The organism is Pseudomonas wadenswilerensis (assembly GCF_900497695.1).
GTDB classification, from domain to species: Bacteria; Pseudomonadota; Gammaproteobacteria; order Pseudomonadales; family Pseudomonadaceae; genus Aquipseudomonas; species Aquipseudomonas wadenswilerensis.
Genome location: NZ_UIDD01000001.1, coordinates 1 through 22,994, shown reverse-complemented (window position 1 = coordinate 22,994; position 22,994 = coordinate 1). Strand labels below are relative to the sequence as shown.

At 61.5% G+C, this 22,994-nt stretch carries 20 protein-coding genes and 1 rRNA gene; 4 read left to right on the top strand and 17 right to left on the bottom strand.

What is annotated here, in order from left to right:
• From CCOS864_RS00110 to CCOS864_RS00080, 7 genes are all read right to left on the bottom strand, one after another.
• Positions 1 to 771 (bottom strand): ABC transporter ATP-binding protein, encoded by a 771-nt coding sequence (locus tag CCOS864_RS00110; RefSeq protein WP_166675764.1) that lies wholly within the window; start codon positions 769 to 771, stop codon positions 1 to 3.
• A gap of 29 nt (positions 772 to 800) precedes the next feature.
• Positions 801 to 1,946: an ABC transporter permease gene (locus tag CCOS864_RS00105; RefSeq protein WP_115084429.1), complete on the bottom strand. Its 1,146-nt coding sequence runs from the start codon at positions 1,944 to 1,946 to the stop codon at positions 801 to 803.
• Positions 1,947 to 1,984: 38 nt separating this feature from the next.
• Positions 1,985 to 3,004: a DUF5924 family protein gene (locus CCOS864_RS00100; RefSeq protein ID WP_115084428.1), complete on the bottom strand. Its 1,020-nt coding sequence runs from the start codon at positions 3,002 to 3,004 to the stop codon at positions 1,985 to 1,987.
• A 72-nt stretch (positions 3,005 to 3,076) separates the two neighbouring features.
• The gene (locus CCOS864_RS00095) at positions 3,077 to 4,453 is read right to left on the bottom strand and encodes a M16 family metallopeptidase (protein ID WP_115084427.1); all 1,377 of its coding nucleotides are present in this window, start codon (positions 4,451 to 4,453) and stop codon (positions 3,077 to 3,079) included.
• A 37-nt stretch (positions 4,454 to 4,490) separates the two neighbouring features.
• Positions 4,491 to 6,149 (bottom strand): Na/Pi cotransporter family protein, encoded by a 1,659-nt coding sequence (locus CCOS864_RS00090; protein ID WP_115084426.1) that lies wholly within the window; start codon positions 6,147 to 6,149, stop codon positions 4,491 to 4,493.
• A gap of 215 nt (positions 6,150 to 6,364) precedes the next feature.
• On the bottom strand, positions 6,365 to 7,132 hold the full coding sequence (locus CCOS864_RS00085; RefSeq protein ID WP_115084425.1) for a TerC family protein: 768 nt from the start codon (positions 7,130 to 7,132) through the stop codon (positions 6,365 to 6,367).
• A 75-nt stretch (positions 7,133 to 7,207) separates the two neighbouring features.
• Positions 7,208 to 8,515, bottom strand: a complete 1,308-nt coding sequence (locus CCOS864_RS00080; protein WP_115084424.1) for a CitMHS family transporter — start codon at positions 8,513 to 8,515, stop codon at positions 7,208 to 7,210.
• A 304-nt stretch (positions 8,516 to 8,819) separates the two neighbouring features.
• Between CCOS864_RS00080 and CCOS864_RS00075 the strand changes: the two genes are divergently transcribed.
• Positions 8,820 to 9,221, top strand: a complete 402-nt coding sequence (locus CCOS864_RS00075) for a GFA family protein (protein ID WP_115084423.1) — start codon at positions 8,820 to 8,822, stop codon at positions 9,219 to 9,221.
• On the opposite strand, the gene CCOS864_RS00070 is transcribed toward CCOS864_RS00075, so the two are convergent.
• From CCOS864_RS00070 to CCOS864_RS00025, 10 genes are all read right to left on the bottom strand, one after another.
• Complete coding sequence (locus CCOS864_RS00070) at positions 9,222 to 11,180, bottom strand: DUF7844 domain-containing protein (RefSeq protein ID WP_115084422.1); 1,959 nt, start codon at positions 11,178 to 11,180, stop codon at positions 9,222 to 9,224. It abuts the gene before it with no gap.
• The gene (locus CCOS864_RS00065; RefSeq protein ID WP_010222593.1) at positions 11,177 to 11,497 is read right to left on the bottom strand and encodes a DUF2388 domain-containing protein; all 321 of its coding nucleotides are present in this window, start codon (positions 11,495 to 11,497) and stop codon (positions 11,177 to 11,179) included. The genes CCOS864_RS00070 and CCOS864_RS00065 overlap by 4 nt, the downstream gene beginning before the upstream one ends.
• Positions 11,498 to 11,524: 27 nt before the next feature.
• Positions 11,525 to 11,818 (bottom strand): DUF2388 domain-containing protein, encoded by a 294-nt coding sequence (locus CCOS864_RS00060; protein ID WP_115084421.1) that lies wholly within the window; start codon positions 11,816 to 11,818, stop codon positions 11,525 to 11,527.
• 119 nt (positions 11,819 to 11,937) lie between these two features.
• Positions 11,938 to 12,255 (bottom strand): DUF2388 domain-containing protein, encoded by a 318-nt coding sequence (locus tag CCOS864_RS00055; RefSeq protein WP_010222591.1) that lies wholly within the window; start codon positions 12,253 to 12,255, stop codon positions 11,938 to 11,940.
• Positions 12,256 to 12,553: 298 nt separating this feature from the next.
• Positions 12,554 to 12,769, bottom strand: a complete 216-nt coding sequence (locus CCOS864_RS00050; RefSeq protein WP_010222590.1) for a DUF1127 domain-containing protein — start codon at positions 12,767 to 12,769, stop codon at positions 12,554 to 12,556.
• A 318-nt stretch (positions 12,770 to 13,087) separates the two neighbouring features.
• Positions 13,088 to 14,581 carry an acetyl-CoA hydrolase/transferase family protein gene (locus CCOS864_RS00045; RefSeq protein WP_115084420.1) on the bottom strand — a complete coding sequence of 498 codons (1,494 nt, stop codon included), beginning with the start codon at positions 14,579 to 14,581 and terminating at the stop codon, positions 13,088 to 13,090.
• Positions 14,582 to 14,759: 178 nt separating this feature from the next.
• Positions 14,760 to 16,196, bottom strand: a complete 1,437-nt coding sequence (locus tag CCOS864_RS00040; protein WP_115084419.1) for an NAD(P)(+) transhydrogenase (Re/Si-specific) subunit beta — start codon at positions 16,194 to 16,196, stop codon at positions 14,760 to 14,762.
• Positions 16,197 to 16,198: 2 nt separating this feature from the next.
• A complete protein-coding gene (locus CCOS864_RS00035) occupies positions 16,199 to 16,531 on the bottom strand; it encodes an NAD(P) transhydrogenase subunit alpha part 2 (RefSeq protein ID WP_115084418.1) in 333 nt (110 codons plus the stop codon).
• Positions 16,532 to 16,542: 11 nt separating this feature from the next.
• A complete protein-coding gene (locus CCOS864_RS00030; protein WP_038997785.1) occupies positions 16,543 to 17,664 on the bottom strand; it encodes a Re/Si-specific NAD(P)(+) transhydrogenase subunit alpha in 1,122 nt (373 codons plus the stop codon).
• A 406-nt stretch (positions 17,665 to 18,070) separates the two neighbouring features.
• Positions 18,071 to 18,997, bottom strand: a complete 927-nt coding sequence (locus tag CCOS864_RS00025; protein ID WP_115084991.1) for a LysR family transcriptional regulator — start codon at positions 18,995 to 18,997, stop codon at positions 18,071 to 18,073.
• A 160-nt stretch (positions 18,998 to 19,157) separates the two neighbouring features.
• Between CCOS864_RS00025 and CCOS864_RS00020 the strand changes: the two genes are divergently transcribed.
• The 3 genes from CCOS864_RS00020 to CCOS864_RS00005 all read left to right on the top strand — a co-directional run.
• Positions 19,158 to 20,339 (top strand): acyl-CoA dehydrogenase, encoded by a 1,182-nt coding sequence (locus tag CCOS864_RS00020; RefSeq protein ID WP_010222582.1) that lies wholly within the window; start codon positions 19,158 to 19,160, stop codon positions 20,337 to 20,339.
• A 13-nt stretch (positions 20,340 to 20,352) separates the two neighbouring features.
• Positions 20,353 to 21,573: a CaiB/BaiF CoA transferase family protein gene (locus tag CCOS864_RS00015; protein ID WP_115084417.1), complete on the top strand. Its 1,221-nt coding sequence runs from the start codon at positions 20,353 to 20,355 to the stop codon at positions 21,571 to 21,573.
• Between the two features lie 611 nt (positions 21,574 to 22,184).
• Positions 22,185 to 22,994, top strand: a 16S ribosomal RNA gene (locus CCOS864_RS00005); the annotation flags it as partial.

Here is a 22,994-nt window from a genome sequence, read left to right as displayed (position 1 = left end):
TCAGAGCTCCTTGGGCGCTGTAGCGGCCTGGTACGCCGCGCGGCCACGCGGGCCATGAAAGTAGTCGTGAATCCAGGCGTCGTCGGTGTCTTCGACCTGGGCAATGGGCCCGGCAACCAGCACCTTTTTCTGCGACAGCACGGCGACGCGATCAGTGATGGTGTAGAGGGTGTCCAGGTCGTGGGTGATCAGGAACACGCTCAGGCCCAGGGCGTCGCGCAGGGTCAGGATGAGCTGGTCGAAGGCCGCCGCGCCAATCGGATCGAGGCCGGCGGTGGGTTCGTCGAGAAACAGGATGTCCGGGTCCAGGGCCAGCGCCCGGGCCAGCGCCGCGCGCTTGATCATCCCGCCTGACAGCGACGACGGATATTTGTCTGCCGCGGAAATCGGCAACCCGGCCAGGGCCAGCTTGACCCCGGCCAGGTGCTCGGCATCTGCGCGGCTCAGGCCCGCGTGCTCGATCAGCGGCAAGGCGACGTTTTCGGTGACGGTCAGTGACGAGAACAACGCGCCCTTCTGGAACAGCACGCCGAATCGCCGCTCGACCAGTGAACGCTGCTCGTCGCTGGCGCTGCTCAGGTCCTGGCCGAACACCCGCACCTGGCCTTCGTTGGGCCGGCGCAGGCCGACGATACTGCGCAGCAACACCGACTTGCCGCTGCCCGAGCCGCCGACCACCGCGAGGATTTCGCCGCGGTACAGGTCCAGGTCGAGTTGCTCGTGCACGCTCTGGGTGCCGAAGCGGTTGCAGATGCCCCGGGCTTCGATCACCGTCCCGCGAGCGTTGCCGTTGGCCTCTTTCACCAGCCCATCTCCATGAAAAACAGTGCCGCCACGGCATCCAGAACGATCACCACGAAGATCGATTGCACCACGCTGGAGGTGGTGTGGGCGCCGACCGATTCGGCGCTGCCGCTGACCTTGAAGCCTTCCAGGCAGCCGATGGCAGCGATCAGGAAGGCGAAGAACGGTGCTTTCACCAGCCCGACCAGGAAGTGCTGCACACCGATATCGCTTTGCAGCAGCGACAGGAACATCGCCGGCGAGATACCCAGCGACAGCGCACAGACCACCGCCCCGCCGATAATGCCGCAGAGCATGGCGACAAAAGTCAGCAACGGTAGCGCGATCAGCAACGCCAGCACCCGCGGCACTACCAGCAACTCCACCGGATCGAGACCCAGGGTGCGGATGGCGTCGATCTCCTCATTAGCCTTCATCGAACCGATTTGCGCGGTGAAGGCGCTGGCAGTACGCCCAGCCATCAGGATTGCGGTCAGCAGCACGCCGAATTCACGCAGGAACGAGAACGCCACCAGGTCGACGGTAAAAATGCTGGCACCAAAGCTGGCCAGCACCGTGGCGCCGAGAAAGGCCACCACCGCACCGACCAGGAAGGTCAGCAAGGCGACGATGGGCGCGGCGTCCAGGCCGGTCTGTTCGATATGCGCAACCACCGAGGTAACCCGCCAGCGCTTGGGCTGGAACAGACGCAGGAACAGGGTTTGCAGGATCAGGCCGATGAAGCCGAGGATCTGCAGGGTGTCTTGCCACAGGATGTCGACCGCGCGGCCGATACGGCTGAGCAGTTGAATCAGCACCGAGCGTTCCGGCTGCTTTTGCGGGATGCAGAAGTCCTGCACCGAGCAATACACAGTCTTGAGCAGCGCCTGGCTGGCAGCGGGCAAGTGTGTGGCGGTTTCGGTCAGCCGCGCCAGGCGCTCGGCACCGAGCAGCTCGACCAGCAAAGCCGCACCGGCGGTGTCGAGCTTGCCAAGCTGGTCGAGATCGACCTCGGTAGAGGGGTCATACTGGCCGGCCAGGCTGTCGCTGCTGCGCTTGAGGCTGGCGTAGTTGGCCAGGGTCCAGTCACCGGTGATCCGCAGCCGTGGCGGGCTGCTTGCAGTATCCAGGGTGGCGCTGGCGTGTGTAGTCATAGGCTCCATGCAGTCCGACCAACGGTTCGCAGCCTCAGAGCATAGCGTTACTCGGCCGCAAGCGCTTGACCATCGTCAACCACGCGAAAGCGCAGCACGCCGATGACCTGGCCGTCTTCGGTCAGCACCCGCACCTGCCAGCGCCCGACCGGGTTGCCGGGGAAGTTCTGCTTGTGGGTCCAGGCCCGGTAGCCTTCCTTGCGCCCGCCATGAATGTCCAGGGCGATACGGTCGACCTCTTTGCCCTCGAATTGCCAGACATGGTAGATCCGCTCGTTCAGCCCGCGAGGGGCCTTGATCGCGGTAAAGGCGTAGAGACCACTGCGTATTTCACTGGCTTTGATCTGCTCCAGGCTTTTGCCAGGCGTGCGGTTCTCGACCTGGGTGCTGACTGCCACTTCGGTCATCCACAGGGTCGCTGGTGGCACCCAGGAGCGCAGCATCCAGCCGCCGGCACCAACGGCCAGGGTCATCACCACCAGCATGATCCCACGGCGCCAGTGGCTGATCGGGAAGCTGCTGGCCAGGCTCGGGAACGACAGCAGCATGGCGATGCCCAGGGCCAGCTTGAAGCTCTGCGAGGTGGTCAGGTGCAGGATGATTGGCAGCGCGGTCAGCAGCGCGGCAAACAAGGTCAGGGTATGCAGCGCCAGGTACAGCCAGCGCCGCGGGGCCAGCCACTTGTAGTACAGCGGGTCGATGATCGATATCAGTCCGGCTGCGGCGAGTATGCCGGTAAACACCAGCTGGCCACTGTTCCAGGTGGTGGTCACGAAGAAGAACGGCAGGACGAAGAACAGGCTTTCCTGGTGGATCATCTGCGTCGCGTAGCGCAGCAGCGGCTGGGGGATTTCGCGCTTGAAGACCTTGGTGAAGACCTTGGTGAAGGTGTTCTCCATCATCAGCCAGATCCAGCTGATGAGCATGACGATGGCGATCCAGCTGGCCAGGCTCTCCTGGCGATCGACCAGAATGAAGCTGCCGACACCGGAAATGAAACCACCGAGGGCGATGACTCCGGGATAGCGCTTGATCAGCTCGATCAGGCGCTGGAGGTAAAGAGGCATGAAGGTGTTCGCAAGGTCAGGTAAAAACCTTCACAGGATACTCTGTAGGAGCGGGCTTGCCCCGCGATGATTTCAGCGGGAACGCCGCCGCCCCCAGATCAACACCCCGGCCAACAACACCCCCACCGCCAGCGCCACCCACCCATACAGCTCGTCAAAACTGAGCAGCGGCTTCTCGATCCGCACATAGCCAGGCTCGGCCAGTAACTGTTGCAGGGCCCGGTTGGCATCTTCCAGGCTGATTCTGCGCAACGCCCGCACCGGATCGGCAAAGCGCCCGTCGGCGTAATCGTTCAGCGCCCCCCAGTAATAATCGGCCAGGACGCTGTTGCCCTGGGTGGTCCAGGCTTCGCGGTCGATGGCGGCCTGTTTGATGCGCTGGAACGTTGCCGGGTCCAGGCCATCCTTGCGCAGGCGCTCGAGCATGGCGGCCAGGGCCTGCTCGGCGGCATCGACATCGGCGCGGTCCAGATCGGCATTGAGCACCATCAGCCCGGTGTCACCGAAGCTCTCGCGCTGGCTGAACGGGCCGTAGGAAAACCCGTGCTTGAGCCGCAGTTCGTCGTACAACGCCCAGTCCAGGTAGCGCTGCAGCAGGTCCCAGGTCTGGCCGTGGTCGTTGTCCAGTACCGGTTCGAGGAATAGCCAGTGCAGGCGCGCACTGTCGCCCAGCCAGCCACGGGTCAACTCACGGCGGGCTTCGGCTTTGTGCGTGACACCGTCGAGCACCCGGCGCTCACCCGGCTCGACCGCTGGCAGCTCGCCATAGGTGCGCTCCAGATAGGCTGGCAGCAGGCGGTCGAGGCCGCCGACAACGATCAGGGTCATGTTGTTGGCCGCGTACCAGTGCTCGCGCAGGTCATTGACCTCTTCCAGGGTCATGTCCTCGATCGACGAACGTTCGGCGCACTTGAGCCCCAGCTCCACTGCCAGTTGGTCGCTGGCGCGATGGCCGAGGTCCTGGCGGTCGAGCCAGCGCTGCAGGTGCGAGTAATGGCCACCGTCTTCACGTTCGACGATGCGCTTGGACAGCTCCAGGGCTTTTTCATCGATCCGGGTGTCGTTGATCACCGCCAGCAGCAGGTCGAGTACCTTGCGCTGGTTGCGCGCCGGCGCTTCGATGACGAAGGTGGTGTCGGCACTGCTGGTATAGGCATTCCACTCCCCGCCCAGTGCCTGCATGCGTTCTTCCAGGCCGCCCTCGCCGCTGTCGTCGATGCCGCTGAACAGCAGGTGTTCAAGCAAGTGCGGCAGCTCCTGGCGCTCGCAGGGGAAGTCATCGAAGCCAACACCCACCACCAGGCGAATCGACACATGGCTGCGTTCATAACCCGACTTGAGCACCACCTGCAGACCATTGGGCAGCAGGTAGCCTTCGACCTGGGAGCGGTCGATGGCGAAGCCGGGCGCGCAGCCCAGCAACAGGCAAATGAACATCAGGCAACGCATGGCGAGCTTCCTTGCGGGAGTTCTTGAGGTGAAGCGGTCAGGGTGAGTGAGCGTCGTCAGGCACGCTGTCGAGCAGCAGGCCGCCGGTATCGGCGCCGCCCAATACCACATAGGCACTGCTGCAGAACAAGGAGTTCAATCGTTTCATGTCGGCGATCAGTTCCAGGTGCAATGAGCTGGTCTCGATACTTTGCACCACTTTACGTTGCAGTCGGCTGACATGGGCGTGGGCCAGGCGTCGTTCCTGGGCGCGGAAGCGGCGTTTTTCCCGCAGCAGCTGGCGGGCGCTTTCCGGATCGGCGCTGAGAAACACCGACAGGCCCAGGCGCAAATTGGCCAGCAACTGGCTGTGCAAACCGGTGAGCTCTTCCAGGCCGACGTCGGAAAACTCCCGGCGCTGAGAGGTCTTCTGCTGTTGAACCTTGCGCAGCATGCGCTCGATCAGGTCGCTGGCAAGCTTGAGGTTGATCGCCAGCTCAATGATCTCGGCCCAGCGCCGGCTGTCCTGCTCGCTGAGGTCTTCGCGGGGCATTTGCGCCAGGTACAGCTTGATGGCGTTGTACAGGGCCTCGACGTCTTCGCCCAGGCCGCGCATCTGCTGGGTCATGGCGGTCTGGGTGCCGCGCAGCACATTGAGCATGGCATCGAGCATGCTGTCGACCAGATCGCCCATGCGCAGGGTTTCGCGTACCGCGTTGGCCAGGGCCAGGCTTGGCGTAGTCAGCGCGGTAGCGTCCAGGTGCCGTGGGCGGGCACGGCCATTGGCTTCTTCGCGCTCAGGCAGTAACCAGCTGCACAGGCGGCCCATGGGCGTCACCGTCGGCAACAGGATCAGGCAGCGCAAGGTGTTGTAGAGCAGGTGAAAGCCGATGACCAGTTCCTGGGGGCTGAAACTCAGGCTGTCCATCCACGCCACCAGCGGATTGAGCACGGGAATGATCAGCACCAGGCCGATCAGCTTGTACAGCAAACTGCCCAGCGCCACCTGACGGCCTGCGGCGTTCTGCATGCTCGTGCTGAGAAAGGCCAGCAGGCCACTGCCGATGTTGGCGCCGATCACCAGGCCGATGGCCACCGGCAGGCTGATCAACTCGGCACCGGCCAGGGTTGCGGTGAGCAGCACGGCGGCCAGGCTCGAGTAGGAGATCAGTGCAAACAGGGCGCCGACCAGGGCATCGAGGAGGATATCGCCGGTCAGCGAGGCGAACAGCACTTTCACCCCCTGGGCATGGGTGATCGGCGCCGCCGCTTCGACGATCAGCTGCAGGGCGAGGATGATCAGGCCCAGACCGATAGCGACGCGGCCCATTTGTCCGGCGCGAGTCTGCTTGCGGGAAAGAAAGAAGATCACCCCGAGAAAGATCAGCAGCGGCGACAGCCACGACAAGTCAAATGTCAGCACCCGCGCCATCAGCGCGGTACCGACGTCGGCACCGAGCATGATCGCCAGCGCCGGGGTCAGCCCCATCAGGCTCTGGCCGACGAACGAGGTCACCAGCATCGCCGTGGCGTTGCTGCTTTGCACCATCGCCGTCACCAGGATACCGGCGACAAAGGCCAACGGCCGCTTGGACATGTTCTGGCTCAGCACCCGACGCAGGTTCGAGCCATACACCCGCAGGATGCCGGTACGCACGATGTGCGTGCCCCAGATCAGCAACGCCACGGCGGAAAGCAGATTGAGCAGGGTCAGCATTGAAAAGGCCCCCTGTTATGCGCCCCAGTGGGGCAAATGGATGATGCCGTGAGCCTGTCCTGCTACCAGGCGGTTTTTCCCAGTGCCCACTTAAGCTGTAGTCGGCCAATGGCCGTGGCGCCAGCATCGCATAGCCACGGCAGGCTTTGAAACAGCACTGTCATGAAGCTGGATGAAAAAAGGGCCCCGCAGGGCCCTTTTCAACAGCACCGGGATTACTGACCCGGGATGTCCTTGCGAAGTTTCACCGGATCGCTCTGTTGCTTTTTCTTGGCCATGGCCGTGCGCATCTTGATGTTGATCGCTTCGACTGCCAGCGAGAACGCCATGGCGAAGTAGACATAGCCTTTCGGTACGTGCACGTCGAAGGATTCGGCGATCAGCACGGTACCGACCACGATCAGGAACGACAGGGCGAGCATCTTCAGCGACGGGTGCTTGTCGATGAAGTTACTGATGGCGCCGGCACAGAGCATCATCACCAGCACGGCGACGATAATCGCCGCGATCATCACCGGTACGTGGGAAACCATGCCCACGGCAGTGATCACCGAGTCCAGGGAGAAGACGATGTCGATGATCGCGATCTGGATGATGGTGTAGAAGAACTTGCCGCCGGCGCCGCTTGGCTCGTCGCTGGTTTCGTCTTCACCTTCCAGGCCGTGGTAGATCTCCTGAGAGCTTTTCCACAAGAGGAACAGGCCGCCGAAGAACAGGATCAGGTCGCGCCCGGAAATGCCCTGGTCGAATACTACGAACAGATCGGCGGTCAGGCGCATTACCCAGGTGATCGACAGCAGCAGGAGGATCCGGGTGACCATGGCCAGTGCCAGGCCGAAGATCCGAGTGCGCTGCTGCATGTGCTTGGGCATGCGGCTGACCAGGATCGAGATCATGATGATGTTGTCGATACCGAGAACGATCTCAAGCGCCGTCAGAGTAAAAAAGGCAACCCAGATTTCTGGGCTGGTCAGCCATTCCATGTGTATTCCTTCGAACGATGTAAGCAGAACGCCCCAGGCAATGGGGCGCGGCTACGGTTAGGTGATTCTGTTGTCTTATAGGCTACTGAACAGGGGGAAAATTCCCATGAGCAGCGCGGCGAGCATTATGCACAGGCAGACCAGCACTGCCCACTTCAGGGTGAAGCGCTGATGATCGCCGAACTCAATGCCGGCCAGGGCCACCAACAGGTAGGTAGAGGGTACCAGCGGGCTGAGCAGATGCACGGGTTGGCCGACGATCGACGCGCGGGCCATCTCAACAGGCGAGATGCCGTAATGGCTGGCCGCTTCCGACAGCACCGGCAATACCCCGTAGTAGAAGGCGTCGTTGGACATGAAGAAGGTGAACGGCATGCTCACGATCGCCGTGATCACCGCCAGATACGGGCCCAGCGCATCCGGGATGACCGCCAGCAGGCTTTTGGACATGGCGTCGACCATGCCGGTACCGGAGAGGATACCGGTGAAGATACCGGCGGCGAAAATCAGGCCGGTCACCGCCAGGACGCTGCCGGCATGGGCGGCGATGCGGTCCTTCTGCTGTTGCAGGCACGGGTAGTTGACGATCATCGCGATACTGAAGGCGATCATGAACAGCACCGGCAGCGGCAACAGGCCCATGATCAGCGAGACCATCAGCAAGGCGGTCAGGACGCCGTTGAACCACAGCAGTTTGGGACGGCGGGCATCCGGGAACTGCGAGACGCTGATTTCACTGTGATCGATCTCATCGCCCGGCAGATGCAGTTCGCCCAGGCGAGCGCGCTCACGCTTGCCATACATGTAGGCGATGGCCAGCAGGGCGACGACACCGGCGAGCATGGCCGGGATCATCGGTACGAAGATATCCGACGGGTCGACATGCAAGGCACTGGCGGCGCGAGCGGTCGGGCCACCCCAGGGGGTCATGTTCATGATGCCGCCGGCGAGAATGATCAGGCCGGCCATGATCCGCGGGCTCATGCCCAGGCGGCTGTACAGCGGCAGCATGGCCGCCACGCAGATCATGTAGGTGGTGGCGCCGTCACCATCCAGCGACACTACCAGGGCCAGCACTGCCGTGCCGACCGAGACTTTCAGCGGGTCGCCTTTGACCAGCTTGAGGATCTTGCGTACGGCCGGGTCAAACAGGCCGGAGTCGATCATCAGGGCGAAATACAGGATAGCGAACATCAGCATGACCCCGGTCGGCGCCAGTTTGCTGATGCCTTCGAGCATCATTGGGCCGATCTTGGCGGAAAAACCGCCGAACAGGGCGAACAGAATCGGTACCAGGATCAGCGCGATCAAGGCCGACAGGCGCTTGGTCATGATCAGGTACATGAAGGTGATGACCATGGCGAAGCCGAGGAAGGTCAGCATGGGAGTACTCCAGGCGTAGCGCGTCGAAGGAAGAACGATTCGGGCGGATCAGCGCGCGGGGCGCGGCGCGTGGAATAGCGGAGGGATGGCTGCAGGGAGGCGGGCGTAGGAAAGCATCAGTATCACCATTGTTGTTGTTAATTGGGCCGGGCGCTGTATGAAAGACACAGGGCCCTGGCTGACCGGTCTGGTGCCGGTAGTGGAGGCAATCCTAAGGCGGGAAGCTTTCAGCCAGCTTTCGCTGGCCCAAAGCCGACGAGAGGTGCATTGTTGGCTGTAAGCCAATAGGTAACAGGAGGGAGCGATGCGCGATTCGTACGAAGGCGGCTGCCATTGCGGCGCCCTGCGCTACCGGATTCAAGGCCCGTTGACGGATGTTGCCCACTGCCATTGCTCGGTTTGCCGGCGGGTCAGTGGTGGCTTGTTGATCACCTGGTTGACGGTGAACTGTGATGATTTCCAGTGGTTGAGTGGTACGCCGCAACGCTATGACTCATCGGCCAGTTGCGTGCGATATTTTTGCAGTCGTTGCGGTGCCCATGTGGCCTTGACCACTGATCTGAGCCCGCAGAGCATCGACGTCACCGTGACGACGCTCGACCAGCCGGAGCTGGCGCCGCCCAACCGGCACATCTGGATCGACAGCCGCCTGTCCTGGCTGCACCTGGATGAACAGTTGCCTGAAGAGCATGGCGAAACCCTGTGATCAGGGCAGTTGCAGACCGCCGCCGGCCTTGTGCAGTGCGCGCAAATGTTCGCCCACCTGCTTGATGTTGGCCTCGACCGCTTTGATTTCAGCCGCGCGTGTCGGGCCGAGCAAGGCGCGCACCTCCTTGTCGAGTTCGGCGCTGAGGGTTTGCAGCTGTTTTTGCCGCTGGCTGGTTTCACTCAGCAGCTTTTCCCGCTCACTGGCCTGGGGCAAACCGTAGCCACTGCTGCCCAGCAGTTCCGCCGGGCGGCTGAGAAAACCGCTGTTGGCGAGAATCTGCTGCAGGGTGTTGTTAGCCTTGCCGACGCTGGCGTCATTGAGCTCCCGCCCGGTCAAGTAGCGCTGCTTGACCTCGTCCTGGGCCAGCAACAGCTGGCGGCGCAGGCTGGCTTGCTCCAATAGCAGCAACGCCGCGCTGGTGCGCAGGTCGGCTTGGGCAAACCACTGCTGGCGTTGTTCGGCAGATTGTTCCAGCCAGGCTTCGACGCTGTCCTGCTTGATCGGCAGCTGCTGCTTCAGTACCAGGAACATCGCCTGGTACCGGTCGCGGTAGGAGTCGAAGCGGTAACCCAGGCGTAGCGCCTCGCGCGGGTCGTCGAGCACGCTGACGTCAGCCAGGCCGCGGCCTTCGAGTACTTCGAGCAAGCCATTGGGAACGATGCTGTCCAGATTGTTCAGGCGTGGGTTGGCGGTGCCGCTACGCAATAGCTTGAGGGTTTCGACCGCGCAGTTGTTGGACAGGAAGTAATAGTTGCCGTCGTAGCTCCAGTGCATCTCGGCGGCTTGCCGTACCAGGCTTTCCAGTTCGTTACGGTTGAGCCTGAGCGGGATAGAGGCGAGGCTGCGCAGTTCAGTCTTGGTGTATTCGTCGATGACCTGGGCCAGTGGCAACACGAACAGCCGCGACGGGTAGGCACCGGTCAAACCGTCCCAGCTCGACAGCTGCACATCATTGACGAACGCCCGGTACGACAGCACCAGGTGCTGGTCCAGGTCCAGGCGGCAGTCCGGCCCGCGCGGGCGCCCTGGGGCGCAGATCACCAGGCGCAGCATGCTGTGGCCCCAGCGGCTGACCCAGTTCTGGTTGGCTTCGGCCAGCAGGTAATCCACGGCATAGACCCGCTCGGGGTCGATCTCGCCCAGCGGCGATTTGGCAAAGTCATTGCCGGCGTTGAGGAACGGCAATGCGCTCGGGCATGGCGGATGCTCGGGCGCCCAGTCGAAATGCTCCTTCAGGTAAGCCTGCAAGGCCGGGCGGCGGCAGGCAAAGCTTGGGTCGAGCAGGAAGTACTCCATGTTGACCGCAATGAATTCCTTGGGGCTGCTCAGCTCATAGCTGTCGGGGCTGCGTGCCACCTGGCGGTTGTGCTGTTCGCGCTCGCCACGACGGCCGACATATTGCGGCCAGCCAGCCAGGTCGAGCAGGCGCGGGTCGTCACTGAGGGTGAAACGGCGTTCGGTCTGGCCACGGCACTGTTCGGGCAGGCCGACTTTGCCCTGGCTGTTCTGCTGTCGGGTGCACTGGGTGATCAGCCGACGTTGCGCACCCTGCCACAGGCGGGCGCGGTCATAGATGTGGGTCAGCTCATGCAGGACGGTGGCCAACAACTCCTGGCGTACGGTGCCGTGGGGGCGGCCGGTCTTCTGCGTGGCGGCGCTGCCATCGGCAAGGCCCGGCAGCAGGCGGCTATTGAGCTCCAGGGTGGAGACCAGCGATGCCTGGCCGTAGGCGTCGGCCGGCATGCGGCTGCTCCAGCTGACCAGGATGCGTCGGTCAAGGCGGGTCTTGAAGCTCGGCGGCAGTGCCTGCAGGGCTTCGTCCAGCAATGCCTGGCTGGCCCGCTGTTGCTGCGGGTTCAAGTCGTCGGCCTGCAGCACCAGCTGCAGGTCGGCCAATGCCGGGCTGCCGAACAGTATCAGCAGGCAACCCAGCAGCCAGGCACGCACCGGCTTCACAGAGCGAGAATGGCTTCAGCCAGGACCTGGTCACTGGCCTGGCGTGCTTCAGGAACACGCTGGCGCAGGGTATCGAAGGCGGCTTCGAGTTGTGCGCCACGGATCTCGCCACGGCTGGCGACATAGCTGGCGGCATCGTCGCGGGCTTCGCGCACGACTTTGGAATCGCGAATCGAAGTAGTGGTGTCGGAGGTGAAGTCGATCGAGCGGCCGAAGGCGCGAACGATGATGTTGCTGGTGGCCACCAGGGTTTGTGCCTGGGCCACATCGGCCAGCAGCAGAAGGCCAAGGGTGGCGGCAATCAGCGGGTTACGCATGGAGCATCTCCGGGAAAACAGAAGTAATCATTGGACGAGAATTGCCTGCGCCAGTTCAAGGTCGCTGGCATGAAGTTCCGGGTTGGCCTGGCGCAGCCGGTCCAGTGCAGCCTCAAGGCGAGCGCCCCGCCATTGACCGTCGCTGCCCACAAATGCAGCGGCATCGTCATGGGCGGCCAGCAGCAGTTTGCGATCGAAGGGCGCCGACGTCACTTTGCTGGTGACGTAACCACTGACGACAAGGTTGTTGGTGGTCAGGTCCAGCGCCTGGGCGGCACCGCTCCAGCAGAATACGAGCAACAGCAATGACAGATAACGCATGGGTCTCGAACGGCAGCTGAATCAGGCGGTAAAGGCTATCCCAATGCGCTGGTGAGGACCAGCGCAGAGGGCCCGGCTTAGTTGCACGTTGTTACATGCATGGGCCGGAAGCGAGTGCTTCAGAGCGCCAGGATGGCCTGTGCCAGTTGAGCGTCGCTGGCCTGCAGGGTTGGGGTCTGCTGGCGAATGTGGGCGAAAGCGCTCTCCAGTTTCGCGCCGCGGATGTCACCGTGGCTGGCAACGAAGCTGGCGGCGTCGTCACGGGCGGCCTGGACGATCTTGTCGTCACGGAACGAGGACGACACATCGGAGGTGGCATCAGTGGAGGCGGCGACGCCACGAACGACGGTATCGGTGGTGACGACAAAGCTGGTGGCGTTGGCAGTGGAAGCCAGGGCCAGCAGCAGCGCGGCGCCAAACAAGCGTGAATGGAACATGGTCGATCTCCTGGATAGGCTTTTTGGTGGTTCTTATGTCAGACGCACGCTCAGCTTGTTGCGCTACTTATTACCAAGCTGGGTACGCTAAGGGTATCACGCGATAGGAACCTGAGGCTTGGACCACCTCGTCGCAAGATTTATCAACTGTACCGGTCATATTTCTTAAATGTCTAACTGTACATGTCGTGGTGTCAGCCGCTCTATCTCGGGCCTTTAAACGACAAAACCCGTCAGCAGTCACCTGCGACGGGTTTTGGGGAATTCGAGGTGCCGGCCTTGGCCGGCGAGCCCTGCATTAACGCCAGAAAGGCTTGCTCAGCTCTTCGTAGCGTTGTGCTTCGCTGATACCGGCATCAGCCAGCAGACGCGAGTCCAGGCGAGCCAGTTGGTGGCGGCTGGCAATACGGCGTTGCCACAGCATCAGGTTGGCCAGCAGGCGCAGTGGCAGCGAGGCCTTGGATTGTTCGGCGGTGTTTTCGAAAACCAGATCGGAACTGAGGGTACGTTCCATGATGTCATCCTTCCGCTTGTGGCGGCATTAGGTAGTGATTTAACTGATGCCAATGATCCTCCTCTGTCGTCCATAACAGTAGATACAGTTCACCTGCATTGTGATGGGCCAGTTAACTGTTTTAAGCGACTGTTGCACTCGGAATAGGCGCAACTGTACTGGTCGGCACTGAAATGGTGCATTTCTGCTTGGAGAAGGGACAAGAGGACGGAAAATGGTGGTGAAATCACCGGTACAGTAGAACAGTTTTTGCCAGAATAAATAAATCAGTTGTCCGGCCGGTTGGCATTGCGCACAACCGGCCGGTTACTGTGCAGGTCAGCTGGCGAGCATGCGCCCGGTTTCTTCCAGGTTTTCGTGCCAGGCCAGGGCTTCGCGCAGGATGTGCGGCGTGTGGCCGCCGCGTTCGCAAGCGCGGGTGAAGTAGTCGTTCAGCGTGTCGCGGTAATACGGGTGCACACAGTTGTCGATGATCACCCGGGCACGTTCGCGTGGTGCCAGGCCACGCAGGTCAGCCAGGCCCTGCTCGGTGACGAGGATGTCGACGTCGTGCTCGGTGTGGTCGACGTGGCTGACCATCGGCACCACGCTGGAAATCGCCCCGCCCTTGGCAATCGACTTGGTGACGAAGATCGCCAGGTGCGCGTTGCGGGCGAAGTCGCCCGAGCCACCGATGCCGTTCATCATCCGCGTGCCGCAGACGTGCGTGGAGTTGACGTTGCCGTACAGGTCGAACTCAAGGGCAGTGTTGATGCCGATGATGCCCAGGCGGCGGACCACTTCAGGGTGGTTTGAAATTTCCTGCGGGCGCAGGACCAGTTTGTCCTTGTAGCGCTCCAGGTTACCGAAGACGTCGGCGTTGCGGCGGGTCGACAGGGTGATCGAGCTGCCCGAAGCGAAGCTCAGCTTGCCGGCGTCGATCAGGTCGAAGGTCGAGTCCTGCAGTACTTCGGAGTACATGGTCAGGTCTTCGAACGGCGAGTCGATCAGGCCGCACATCACCGCGTTGGCAATGCTGCCGATACCGGCCTGCAGCGGACCGAGCTTGTTGGTCATGCGCCCGGCGTCGACTTCCTGCTTGAGGAAGTTGATCAGGTGGTTGGCGATGCCCTGGGTTTCGTCGTCTGGCGGCAGCACGGTGGACGGCGAGTCCGGCTGCTCGGTGATGACGATACCGACAATCTTGGCCGGGTCGATCGGGATCGCGGTGCTGCCGATGCGGTCATCGACTTTTACCAGCGGGATCGGCGTACGGGTCGGGCGGTAGGTCGGGATATAGATGTCGTGCAGGCCTTCCAGGTTGGCGTTGTGCGCCAGGTTGATCTCGACGATCACCTGTTTGGCGAAAATCGCGAAGCTGGCCGAGTTGCCCACCGAAGTGGTCGGCACAATGTGGCCTTGCTCGGTGATGGCGACCGCTTCGATGACCGCGATGTCCGGCAGCTTGAGCTGCTGGTTGCGCAGCTGCTCGACGGTTTCCGACAGGTGTTGGTCGATGAACATGACCTTGCCGTCGTTGATGGCCTTGCGCAGGGTGCTGTCGACCTGGAACGGCATGCGACGGGCCAGTACACCGGCCTCGGTCAGCTGTTTGTCGAGGTCGTTGCCCAGGCTTGCGCCGGTCATCAGGCTGATTTTCAGGGGCGACTGCTTGGCGCGCTCGGCCAGTGCATGGGGCACGGCCTTGGCTTCACCGGCACGGGTAAAACCGCTCATGCCGACGGTCATGCCGTCCTCGATCAGGCCAGCGGCATCAGCCGCACTCATTACCTTGCTGTGCAGGGAGGACAAGCGGATACGATCACGGTACATGGATTGTTATCTCGGGCTACTAAAGCTAGATGCGCAGTCTAGTGTTTTCGCCTGGCTTCGTCCCGCGACCAAGGTCGAATGCGAAGCCCTGAAATAGAGCCTTCTGTCGGCGGGCCGGGCATGAAAAAGCCCCAGCCGGTACCGCGCTGGGGCTATTTGTCACAGCAGGTTGAACGGCTTATTCGACCGCTTTGACCATGTCTTCGATGACCTTCTTGGCGTCGCCGAAGACCATCATGGTCTTGTCCAGGTAGAACAGTTCGTTATCCAGGCCGGCGTAGCCGCTGGCCATCGAGCGCTTGTTGACGATGATGGTCTTGGCCTTGAAGGCCTCGAGGATCGGCATGCCGGCAATCGGCGACTTCGGATCGTTCTTCGCTGCCGGGTTGACCACATCGTTGGCGCCAAGTACCAGCACCACGTCGGCCTGGCCGAACTCGGAGTTGATGTCGTCCATCTCGAACACCTGGTCGTATGGCACTTCGGCTTCGGCCAGCAGTACGTTCATGTGCCCGGGCATGCGCCCCGCCACCGGGTGGATCGCGTACTTCACGGTCACGCCGTTGTGGGTCAGCTTCTCGGTCAGCTCTTTCAGTGCGTGCTGGGCACGGGCCACCGCCAGGCCGTAGCCGGGGACGATGATCACGGTGTCGGCGTTGCTGAGCAGGAAGGTCGCATCGTCGGCCGAACCGGATTTCACCGGGCGGGCTTCCTTGGCGCCCGCCGGGCCGGCCGCTTCTGCCGCGCCGCCGAAACCGCCGAGGATCACGTTGAAGAACGAGCGGTTCATCGCCTTGCACATGATGTACGAGAGGATCGCACCGGACGAACCGACCAGCGAGCCGGCAATGATCAGCATCGAGTTGTTCAGCGAGAAGCCGATACCTGCTGCCGCCCAGCCCGAGTAGCTGTTGAGCATCGACACCACCACCGGCATGTCGGCGCCGCCAATCGGGATGATGATCAGCACGCCCATGATGAACGCCAGGATCAGCATCAGGGCAAAGGCGCTGTAGCTGCCGGTGAACGTGAACACCAGGCCCAGGCCGATGGTGGCAAGGCCGAGTACCAGGTTCAGTTTGTGCTGTCCGCTGAACTGTACCGGTGCGCCCTGGAACAGACGGAACTTGTACTTGCCCGAGAGCTTGCCGAAGGCAATGACGGAACCTGAGAAGGTGATCGCACCAATGGCGGCACCGAGGAACAGTTCCAGGCGGTTACCGCTAGGGATCGGGTCGCTGATACTGGCGACGATGCCCAGCGATTGCGGCTCGACCACTGCGGCAATGGCGATGAACACCGCGGCCAGACCGATCATGCTGTGCATGAAGGCGACCAGCTCGGGCATCTTGGTCATTTCAACGCGCTTGGCCATGATCGAGCCGGCAGTACCGCCGACCAGCAGGCCGACAATGACGTAGCCGATACCATCGGTGGCCAGTTCAGCTCCGAGCTTATAGATGAGGCCGATGGTGGTGATCACCGCCAGGGCCATGCCGAGCATGCCGAACAGGTTGCCGCGCCGCGACGTGGTCGGGTGCGACAGACCCTTGAGCGCCTGGATGAAGCATACCGAGGCGACAAGGTAGAGAAGTGTTACCAGGTTCATGCTCATGTTTACTTCTGCCCCTCTTGCTTCGCTGCGCCCTTGCTTGGGGCTTTCTTCTTGAACATCTCCAGCATGCGCCGGGTGACGAGGAAACCGCCGAATACGTTGACCGCCGCCAGGGCCACCGCGAGGGTGCCCATGGTCTTGCCCAGCGGTGTGACGGTCAGCGCGGCGGCCAGCATGGCGCCGACGATGACGATGGCGGAGATGGCGTTGGTGACCGCCATCAACGGGGTGTGCAGTGCAGGGGTGACGTTCCAGACCACGTGGTAACCGACATAGATCGCCAGCACGAAGATGATCAGGTTATAGACGCCGTGAGAGATCAGCATGTCTTCCATTGTCTGGCTCCTTATCCGTTCTTGCGGATGACCTGGCCGTCGCGGCACATCAGGCACGCGGCGACGATGTCGTCTTCGAGGTTGATCGTCAGCGCGCCGTCCTTGTCGAACAGCAGCTTCATGAAGTCGAGCAGGTTGCGTGCGTACAGGGCCGAGGCATCGGCGCCGACCTGGGCTGGCAGGTTGGTCGGGCCGACGATGGTCACGCCCTGCTCCACCACCACCTGGTCGGCGACGGTCAGCGGGCAGTTGCCACCCTGGGCTGCGGCGAGGTCGATGACCACCGAGCCGGGTTTCATCTGCGCCACGGTTTCGGCGCTGAGCAAGGTGGGTGCCTTGCGGCCGGGGATCAGTGCGGTGGTAATGACGATATCGGCCTGCTTGGCGCGCTCGTGCACCGCCAGGGCCTGGCGCTGCATCCAGCTGGCCGGCATGGGCCGGGCGTAACCGCCGACACCTTCGGCGCACTCGCGCTCTTCATCGGTCTCGTAAGGGACGTCGATGAACTTGGCACCCAGCGACTCGATCTGCTCCTTCACTGCCGGACGCACGTCCGAGGCTTCGATCACCGCACCCAGGCGCTTGGCCGTGGCGATGGCCTGCAGCCCGGCGACACCGGCGCCGAGGATCAGCACGCGCGCGGCCTTAACGGTACCGGCAGCGGTCATCAACATCGGCATGAAGCGCGGATAGTGGTGAGCCGCGAGCAACACCGCCTTGTAACCGGCAATGTTTGCCTGCGACGACAACACATCGAGGCTCTGGGCTCGCGAGGTGCGCGGCGCAGCTTCGAGGGCAAAGGCGGTAATGCCGCACTCGGCCATCTTGGCGATGGTTTCGTTATTGAACGGATTGAGCATGCCCACCAGGACAGTGCCGCTCTTGATCTGGGCCAGTTCGCTATCGTCAGGGGCTACAACCTTCAGAACCAGCTGAGCTCCAAACGCATCGGCAGCGCTGCCAATAGTGGCGCCTGCTGCTTCATAGGCACTGTCCGGAACGCTGGCGTTGATGCCGGCGCCGCTCTGGACGGTGACCTGATGCCCCTGGCCAATCAGTTTCTTGATGGTTTCCGGGGTTGCAGCAACCCGTGTTTCGCCCGTCTGCGTTTCGAGAGGAACACCAATGTGCACGTCATTTCTCCTGCGTGATCTTTTGTTGGTAAACCAGTGCACTGCGGATGGTGCGCTGGGGCGGCCGATCAGCACGATCCCGCCGAATTCAAGCGGGGCGCGGCATTTTGCAGGTGATTCCTGAATCGCTTCAACCAGTTTTGAAGGGTGACGGCAATCAAACTACAAGTCACCCTGTGACCGAATGTCGCAATAACAGGCCTGGAGCCCGCCAAGCGCGGGCTTCAGGGAGATTACGGTAAAATTTGAAAATTTTCCGCCGAATTTGCTGAATGCCTGGCTAAAAGCGCGATTTATGCTGTGAAGGCCGCATAAACAGCAGGGTTAAGGGCTTTTGTGAGGGCCTCTGAAACAGTTGGCCTAAATGCGACATTTCCTTATATCTGTAGGGTTTCAGTTTTGCTGACTACGGGGTCAAGTTATAGCTGTCGTCCTTATGCGCTGCGGCGTAGCGGCTCGCCTCTCCCACCAGCCAGTCGCGGAAAGCGCGCAGCGAAGCCGATTCCACCTTGCGCTCGGGGATCATCAGGTAATACGCCTTGATGCTCGACAGCGCGTGCGGACTGGCCACCACCAGGCGCCCTTCTGCCAGTTCGCGCTGGATCAGGAAGGGCGGAATCAGCGCCACGCCCATCTCGTGCATGGCGGCCTGTGCCAACATCGAGAATAGCTCATAGCGCGGGCCGGTCATGTCGCGGGCGACATTCATCTCCAGGCTGTTGAACCACTGGCGCCAGGCATAGGGCCGGGTGGTCTGTTGCAGCAGCGGCAACTGGGCGATCTGCTCGCCCGTGAGCTGCTTGTTATTGCCAAGCAACGCCGGGCTGCACACCGGCACGGGGTTCTCGCCCATCAGCCGATGGGACTCGGTGCCCGACCAGTCGGCATCACCGAAGTAGATCGCCGCGTCGAAGCTGGTATCGGCGAACAGGAATGGCCGGGTGCGGTTGGTCAGGTTGACCGTGACCTCGGGGTGGCGCTGCTGAAAATCCTTCAGCCGTGGCAGCAGCCATTGGGTGCCGAATGTCGGTACCACCGCCAGTTCGATGACGTTGGCGCCCTGCTGGCCCATTACCGACAGGGTGTCGCGCTCCACTGCGTCCAGCTGGGTGGCGACCCGGCGGCTATAGGAAAGCCCGGCTTCGGTGAGCTTCACCCCGCGGCGGGAGCGGCGAAACAATTCGACATTGAGAAACTCCTCGAGCCCGGCGATTTGCCGACATACGGCGCCCTGGGTCAGGGATAGCTCCTGGGAAGCCTTGGTAAAGCTCTCGTGGCGGGCTGCAGCCTCGAAGCAGACCAGGGCCGCCGTACTGGGGATCTTGCGCCGCATGTACATCAACCTCACTAATATGGCGTAAAGATGGCCTTTAGGGCCATTACGAAGTGAGAAATTATCACAAGAGCATGCGCAATCCTCGTTTGTCTCGTCGCCTGAACGGGCCTAGGATCAAGGCACAACAACTCTGGTCCCATTTCTCGAGGATTCGCTCATGGCCGGTAAAGCAAGCTTCAACTGGATCGACCCGCTGTTGCTCGACCAACAGCTCACTGAAGAAGAGCGCATGGTGCGTGACAGCGCTTATCAGTTCGCCCAGGACAAGCTGGCTCCGCGCGTGCTGGAAGCGTTCCGTCACGAGCAGACCGACCCGGCGATCTTCCGCGAGATGGGCGAAGTCGGCCTGTTGGGCGCGACCATTCCCGAGCAGTACGGCGGCAGCGGCCTGAACTACGTGTGCTACGGCCTGATTGCCCGGGAAGTGGAGCGTATCGACTCCGGCTACCGTTCAATGATGAGCGTGCAGTCGTCGCTGGTCATGGTGCCGATCAACGAATTCGGTACCGAGGCACAAAAGCAGAAGTACCTGCCCAAGCTTGCCAGCGGCGAGTGGATCGGCTGTTTCGGCTTGACCGAACCCGACCACGGCTCCGATCCGGGTTCGATGATCACCCGCGCCAAGAAGGTCGACGGGGGCTATCGCCTGAGCGGCAGCAAGATGTGGATTACCAACAGCCCGATCGCCGACGTGTTCGTGGTCTGGGCCAAGGATGATGCCGGCGACATTCGTGGTTTCGTCCTGGAGAAAGGCTGGCAGGGCCTGAGCGCCCCGGCGATTCACGGCAAGGTCGGCCTGCGCGCCTCGATCACCGGCGAAATCGTCATGGACAATGTGTTTGTCCCCGAAGAGAACATCTTCCCGGATGTGCGCGGCCTCAAAGGTCCGTTCACCTGCCTGAACTCTGCGCGTTATGGCATTTCCTGGGGTGCCCTGGGCGCCGCCGAGGCCTGCTGGCACACCGCGCGCCAATACACCCTGGACCGCAAGCAGTTCGGTCGCCCGCTGGCAGCCAACCAGCTGATCCAGAAGAAGCTGGCCGACATGCAGACCGAAATCACCCTGGCCCTGCAAGGCTGCCTGCGCCTGGGCCGGATGAAGGACGAAGGTACCGCTGCGGTCGAAATCACTTCGATCATGAAGCGCAACTCCTGCGGCAAGGCCCTGGACATCGCCCGTATGGCTCGCGACATGCTGGGTGGCAACGGTATCTCGGACGAGTTCGGCGTTGCCCGTCACCTGGTCAACCTTGAGGTGGTCAACACCTATGAAGGTACCCATGACGTACACGCGCTGATCCTTGGTCGCGCACAGACCGGCATCCAGTCCTTCTATTAATAAGGAGCCAGCCATGGGCGCGCTATCTCATCTGCGGGTGCTGGATCTGTCGCGAGTGCTGGCCGGGCCCTGGTCCGGGCAGATACTCGCCGACCTCGGCGCCGAAGTGATCAAGGTCGAGCGCCCGGGCAGCGGCGATGATACGCGCGCCTGGGGGCCGCCCTTCCTTAAGGACGCCTACGGCGAGAACACCAGCGAGGCTGCCTACTACCTGGCGGCCAACCGCAACAAGCGTTCGCTGACCATCGACTTCACCCAGCCCGAGGGCCAGCGCCTGGTGCGCGAGCTGGCAGCGAAGTCGGATGTGCTGATCGAGAACTTCAAGGTTGGTGGCTTGGCTGCCTATGGGCTGGACTATGAAAGCCTGAAGGCGATCAACCCGCGCCTGGTCTATTGCTCGGTCACCGGCTTTGGTCAGACCGGGCCCTACGCCAAGCGCGCCGGCTATGACTTCATGATCCAGGGCCTGGGCGGGCTGATGAGCCTGACCGGCCGGCCGGAAGGTGAAGAAGGTGCGGGGCCGGTGAAAGTCGGTGTCGCGCTGACCGACATCCTCACCGGGCTGTACTCGACCGTGGCGATCCTGGCCGCCCTCGCCCATCGTGACCGCGATGGCGGCGGCCAGCACATCGATATGGCGCTGCTCGACGTGCAGGTTGCCTGCCTGGCCAACCAGGCCATGAACTACCTCACCACCGGCACGCCACCGCGGCGTCTGGGTAATGCTCATCCCAACATCGTGCCTTACCAGGATTTCCCTACTGCCGACGGCGACTTCATCCTCACCGTGGGCAACGACGGGCAGTTCCGCAAGTTCGCCGAAGTGGCTGGCCAGCCGCAATGGGCAGACGATCCGCGCTTTACTACTAATAAGCAGCGGGTTGCCAACCGTGCCGAGCTGATTCCACTGATCCGCCAGGCCACGGTGTTCAAGACCACCGCTGAATGGGTCGCGCAGTTGGAACGGGCGGGTGTGCCGTGCGGGCCGATCAACGACCTGGCGCAGATGTTTGCCGATCCTCAGGTCAAGGCGCGGGGCCTGGCTATCGAGATGCCTCACCCGCTGGCCGGGCAGGTGCCGCAGGTGGCCAGCCCGATTCGTCTGTCCGAGACGCCGGTGGAGTATCGCCATGCACCGCCGTTGCTGGGGGAGCATACTGAGCAGATCCTCGGCGAAGTGCTTGGCTTGGCGGCATCGGAGATCGAGCGTCTGCGGGTGGCCAAGGTGGTCTAAAGCTTCAAGCTATAAGCTGCAAGCTACAAGTTGAGCGCGGTGCCTCTGCTTTTACTTGCAGCTTGAAGCTTGTGGCTTATAGCTAAAACGCCGCCGCTGAAACAAAGTTGAAATAAGTCCTTGACGCCCCTGTGGATCTGTCTATAATTCGCCCCACTTCCGGCGCAGTCGGAACTGAAAACTCCTTGAGTTTCAAAGAGTTAGTGGTTCCAGGGTCATCCGGAAGGGCTTCGATCGAAAGATCGACAGCGGTGAAAAAGGCAGTTGACAGCGGTTTGAAACGCTGTAGAATTTGCCTCCCGCTGACGAGAGATTGCAGCGAGTCAAGTGGTTGAAGTTGAAAGAGAAATTCTGAAAAACTTCAAAATAAACGCTTGACAGGCTCTGAGGAAAGCGTAGAATGCGCGCCTCGGTTGAGACGAAAAGCTCTTAACCAACCGCTCTTTAACAACTGAATCAAGCAATTCGTGTGGGTGCTTGTGAGCTCAGACTGATAGTCAAAAAGATTATCAGCATCACAAGTGGCTACACGAAAAATCGAAAGATTTGAAAGTAAGTCATTTGAGATTGCTGAGCCAAGTTTAGGGTTTTCTCAAAACCCAAGCAGTATTGAACTGAAGAGTTTGATCATGGCTCAGATTGAACGCTGGCGGCAGGCCTAACACATGCAAGTCGAGCGGATGAGAAGAGCTTGCTCTTTGATTCAGCGGCGGACGGGTGAGTAATACCTAGGAATCTGCCTGGTAGTGGGGGACAACGTTTCGAAAGGAACGCTAATACCGCATACGCCCTACGGGGGAAAGCAGGGGACCTTCGGGCCTTGCGCTATCAGATGAGCCTAGGTCGGATTAGCTAGTTGGTGAGGTAATGGCTCACCAAGGCGACGATCCGTAACTGGTCTGAGAGGATGATCAGTCACACTGGAACTGAGACACGGTCCAGACTCCTACGGGAGGCAGCAGTGGGGAATATTGGACAATGGGCGAAAGCCTGATCCAGCCATGCCGCGTGTGTGAAGAAGGTCTTCGGATTGTAAAGCACTTTAAGTTGGGAGGAAGGGTACTTACCTAATACGTGAGTATTTTGACGTTACCGACAGAATAAGCACCGGCTAACTCTGTGCCAGCAGCCGCGGTAATACAGAGGGTGCAAGCGTTAATCGGAATTACTGGGCGTAAAGCGCGCGTAGGTGGTTCGTTAAGTTGGATGTGAAATCCCCGGGCTCAACCTGGGAACTGCATCCAAAACTGGCGAGCTAGAGTAGGGCAGAGGGTGGTGGAATTTCCTGTGTAGCGGTGAAATGCGTAGATATAGGAAGGAACACCAGTGGCGAAGGCGACCACCTGGGCTCATACTGACACTGAGGTGCGAAAGCGTGGGGAGCAAACAGGATTAGATACCCTGGTAGTCCACGCCGTAAA

Bases quoted from the DNA above. Each gene is read 5' to 3' on its own strand.
- CCOS864_RS00100 (WP_115084428.1), bottom strand. From the start codon at position 3,004: ATGCCTCTTTACCTCCAGCGCCTGATCGAGCTGATCAAGCGCTATCCC.
- CCOS864_RS00085 (WP_115084425.1), bottom strand. From the start codon at position 7,132: ATGGAATGGCTGACCAGCCCAGAAATCTGGGTTGCCTTTTTTACTCTG.
- CCOS864_RS00065 (WP_010222593.1), bottom strand. From the start codon at position 11,497: ATGCGTAACCCGCTGATTGCCGCCACCCTTGGCCTTCTGCTGCTGGCC.
- CCOS864_RS00015 (WP_115084417.1), top strand. From the start codon at position 20,353: ATGGGCGCGCTATCTCATCTGCGGGTGCTGGATCTGTCGCGAGTGCTG.
- CCOS864_RS00075 (WP_115084423.1), top strand. From the start codon at position 8,820: ATGCGCGATTCGTACGAAGGCGGCTGCCATTGCGGCGCCCTGCGCTAC.
- CCOS864_RS00025 (WP_115084991.1), bottom strand. From the start codon at position 18,997: ATGCGGCGCAAGATCCCCAGTACGGCGGCCCTGGTCTGCTTCGAGGCT.
- CCOS864_RS00080 (WP_115084424.1), bottom strand. From the start codon at position 8,515: ATGCTGACCTTCCTCGGCTTCGCCATGGTCATCACCTTCATGTACCTG.
- CCOS864_RS00035 (WP_115084418.1), bottom strand. From the start codon at position 16,531: ATGGAAGACATGCTGATCTCTCACGGCGTCTATAACCTGATCATCTTC.
- CCOS864_RS00040 (WP_115084419.1), bottom strand. From the start codon at position 16,196: ATGAGCATGAACCTGGTAACACTTCTCTACCTTGTCGCCTCGGTATGC.
- CCOS864_RS00055 (WP_010222591.1), bottom strand. From the start codon at position 12,255: ATGTTCCATTCACGCTTGTTTGGCGCCGCGCTGCTGCTGGCCCTGGCT.
- CCOS864_RS00095 (WP_115084427.1), bottom strand. From the start codon at position 4,453: ATGCGTTGCCTGATGTTCATTTGCCTGTTGCTGGGCTGCGCGCCCGGC.
- CCOS864_RS00050 (WP_010222590.1), bottom strand. From the start codon at position 12,769: ATGGAACGTACCCTCAGTTCCGATCTGGTTTTCGAAAACACCGCCGAA.
- CCOS864_RS00045 (WP_115084420.1), bottom strand. From the start codon at position 14,581: ATGTACCGTGATCGTATCCGCTTGTCCTCCCTGCACAGCAAGGTAATG.
- CCOS864_RS00105 (WP_115084429.1), bottom strand. From the start codon at position 1,946: ATGGAGCCTATGACTACACACGCCAGCGCCACCCTGGATACTGCAAGC.
- CCOS864_RS00060 (WP_115084421.1), bottom strand. From the start codon at position 11,818: ATGCGTTATCTGTCATTGCTGTTGCTCGTATTCTGCTGGAGCGGTGCC.
- CCOS864_RS00020 (WP_010222582.1), top strand. From the start codon at position 19,158: ATGGCCGGTAAAGCAAGCTTCAACTGGATCGACCCGCTGTTGCTCGAC.
- CCOS864_RS00090 (WP_115084426.1), bottom strand. From the start codon at position 6,149: ATGCTGACCCTGCTCAATCTGCTTTCCGCCGTGGCGTTGCTGATCTGG.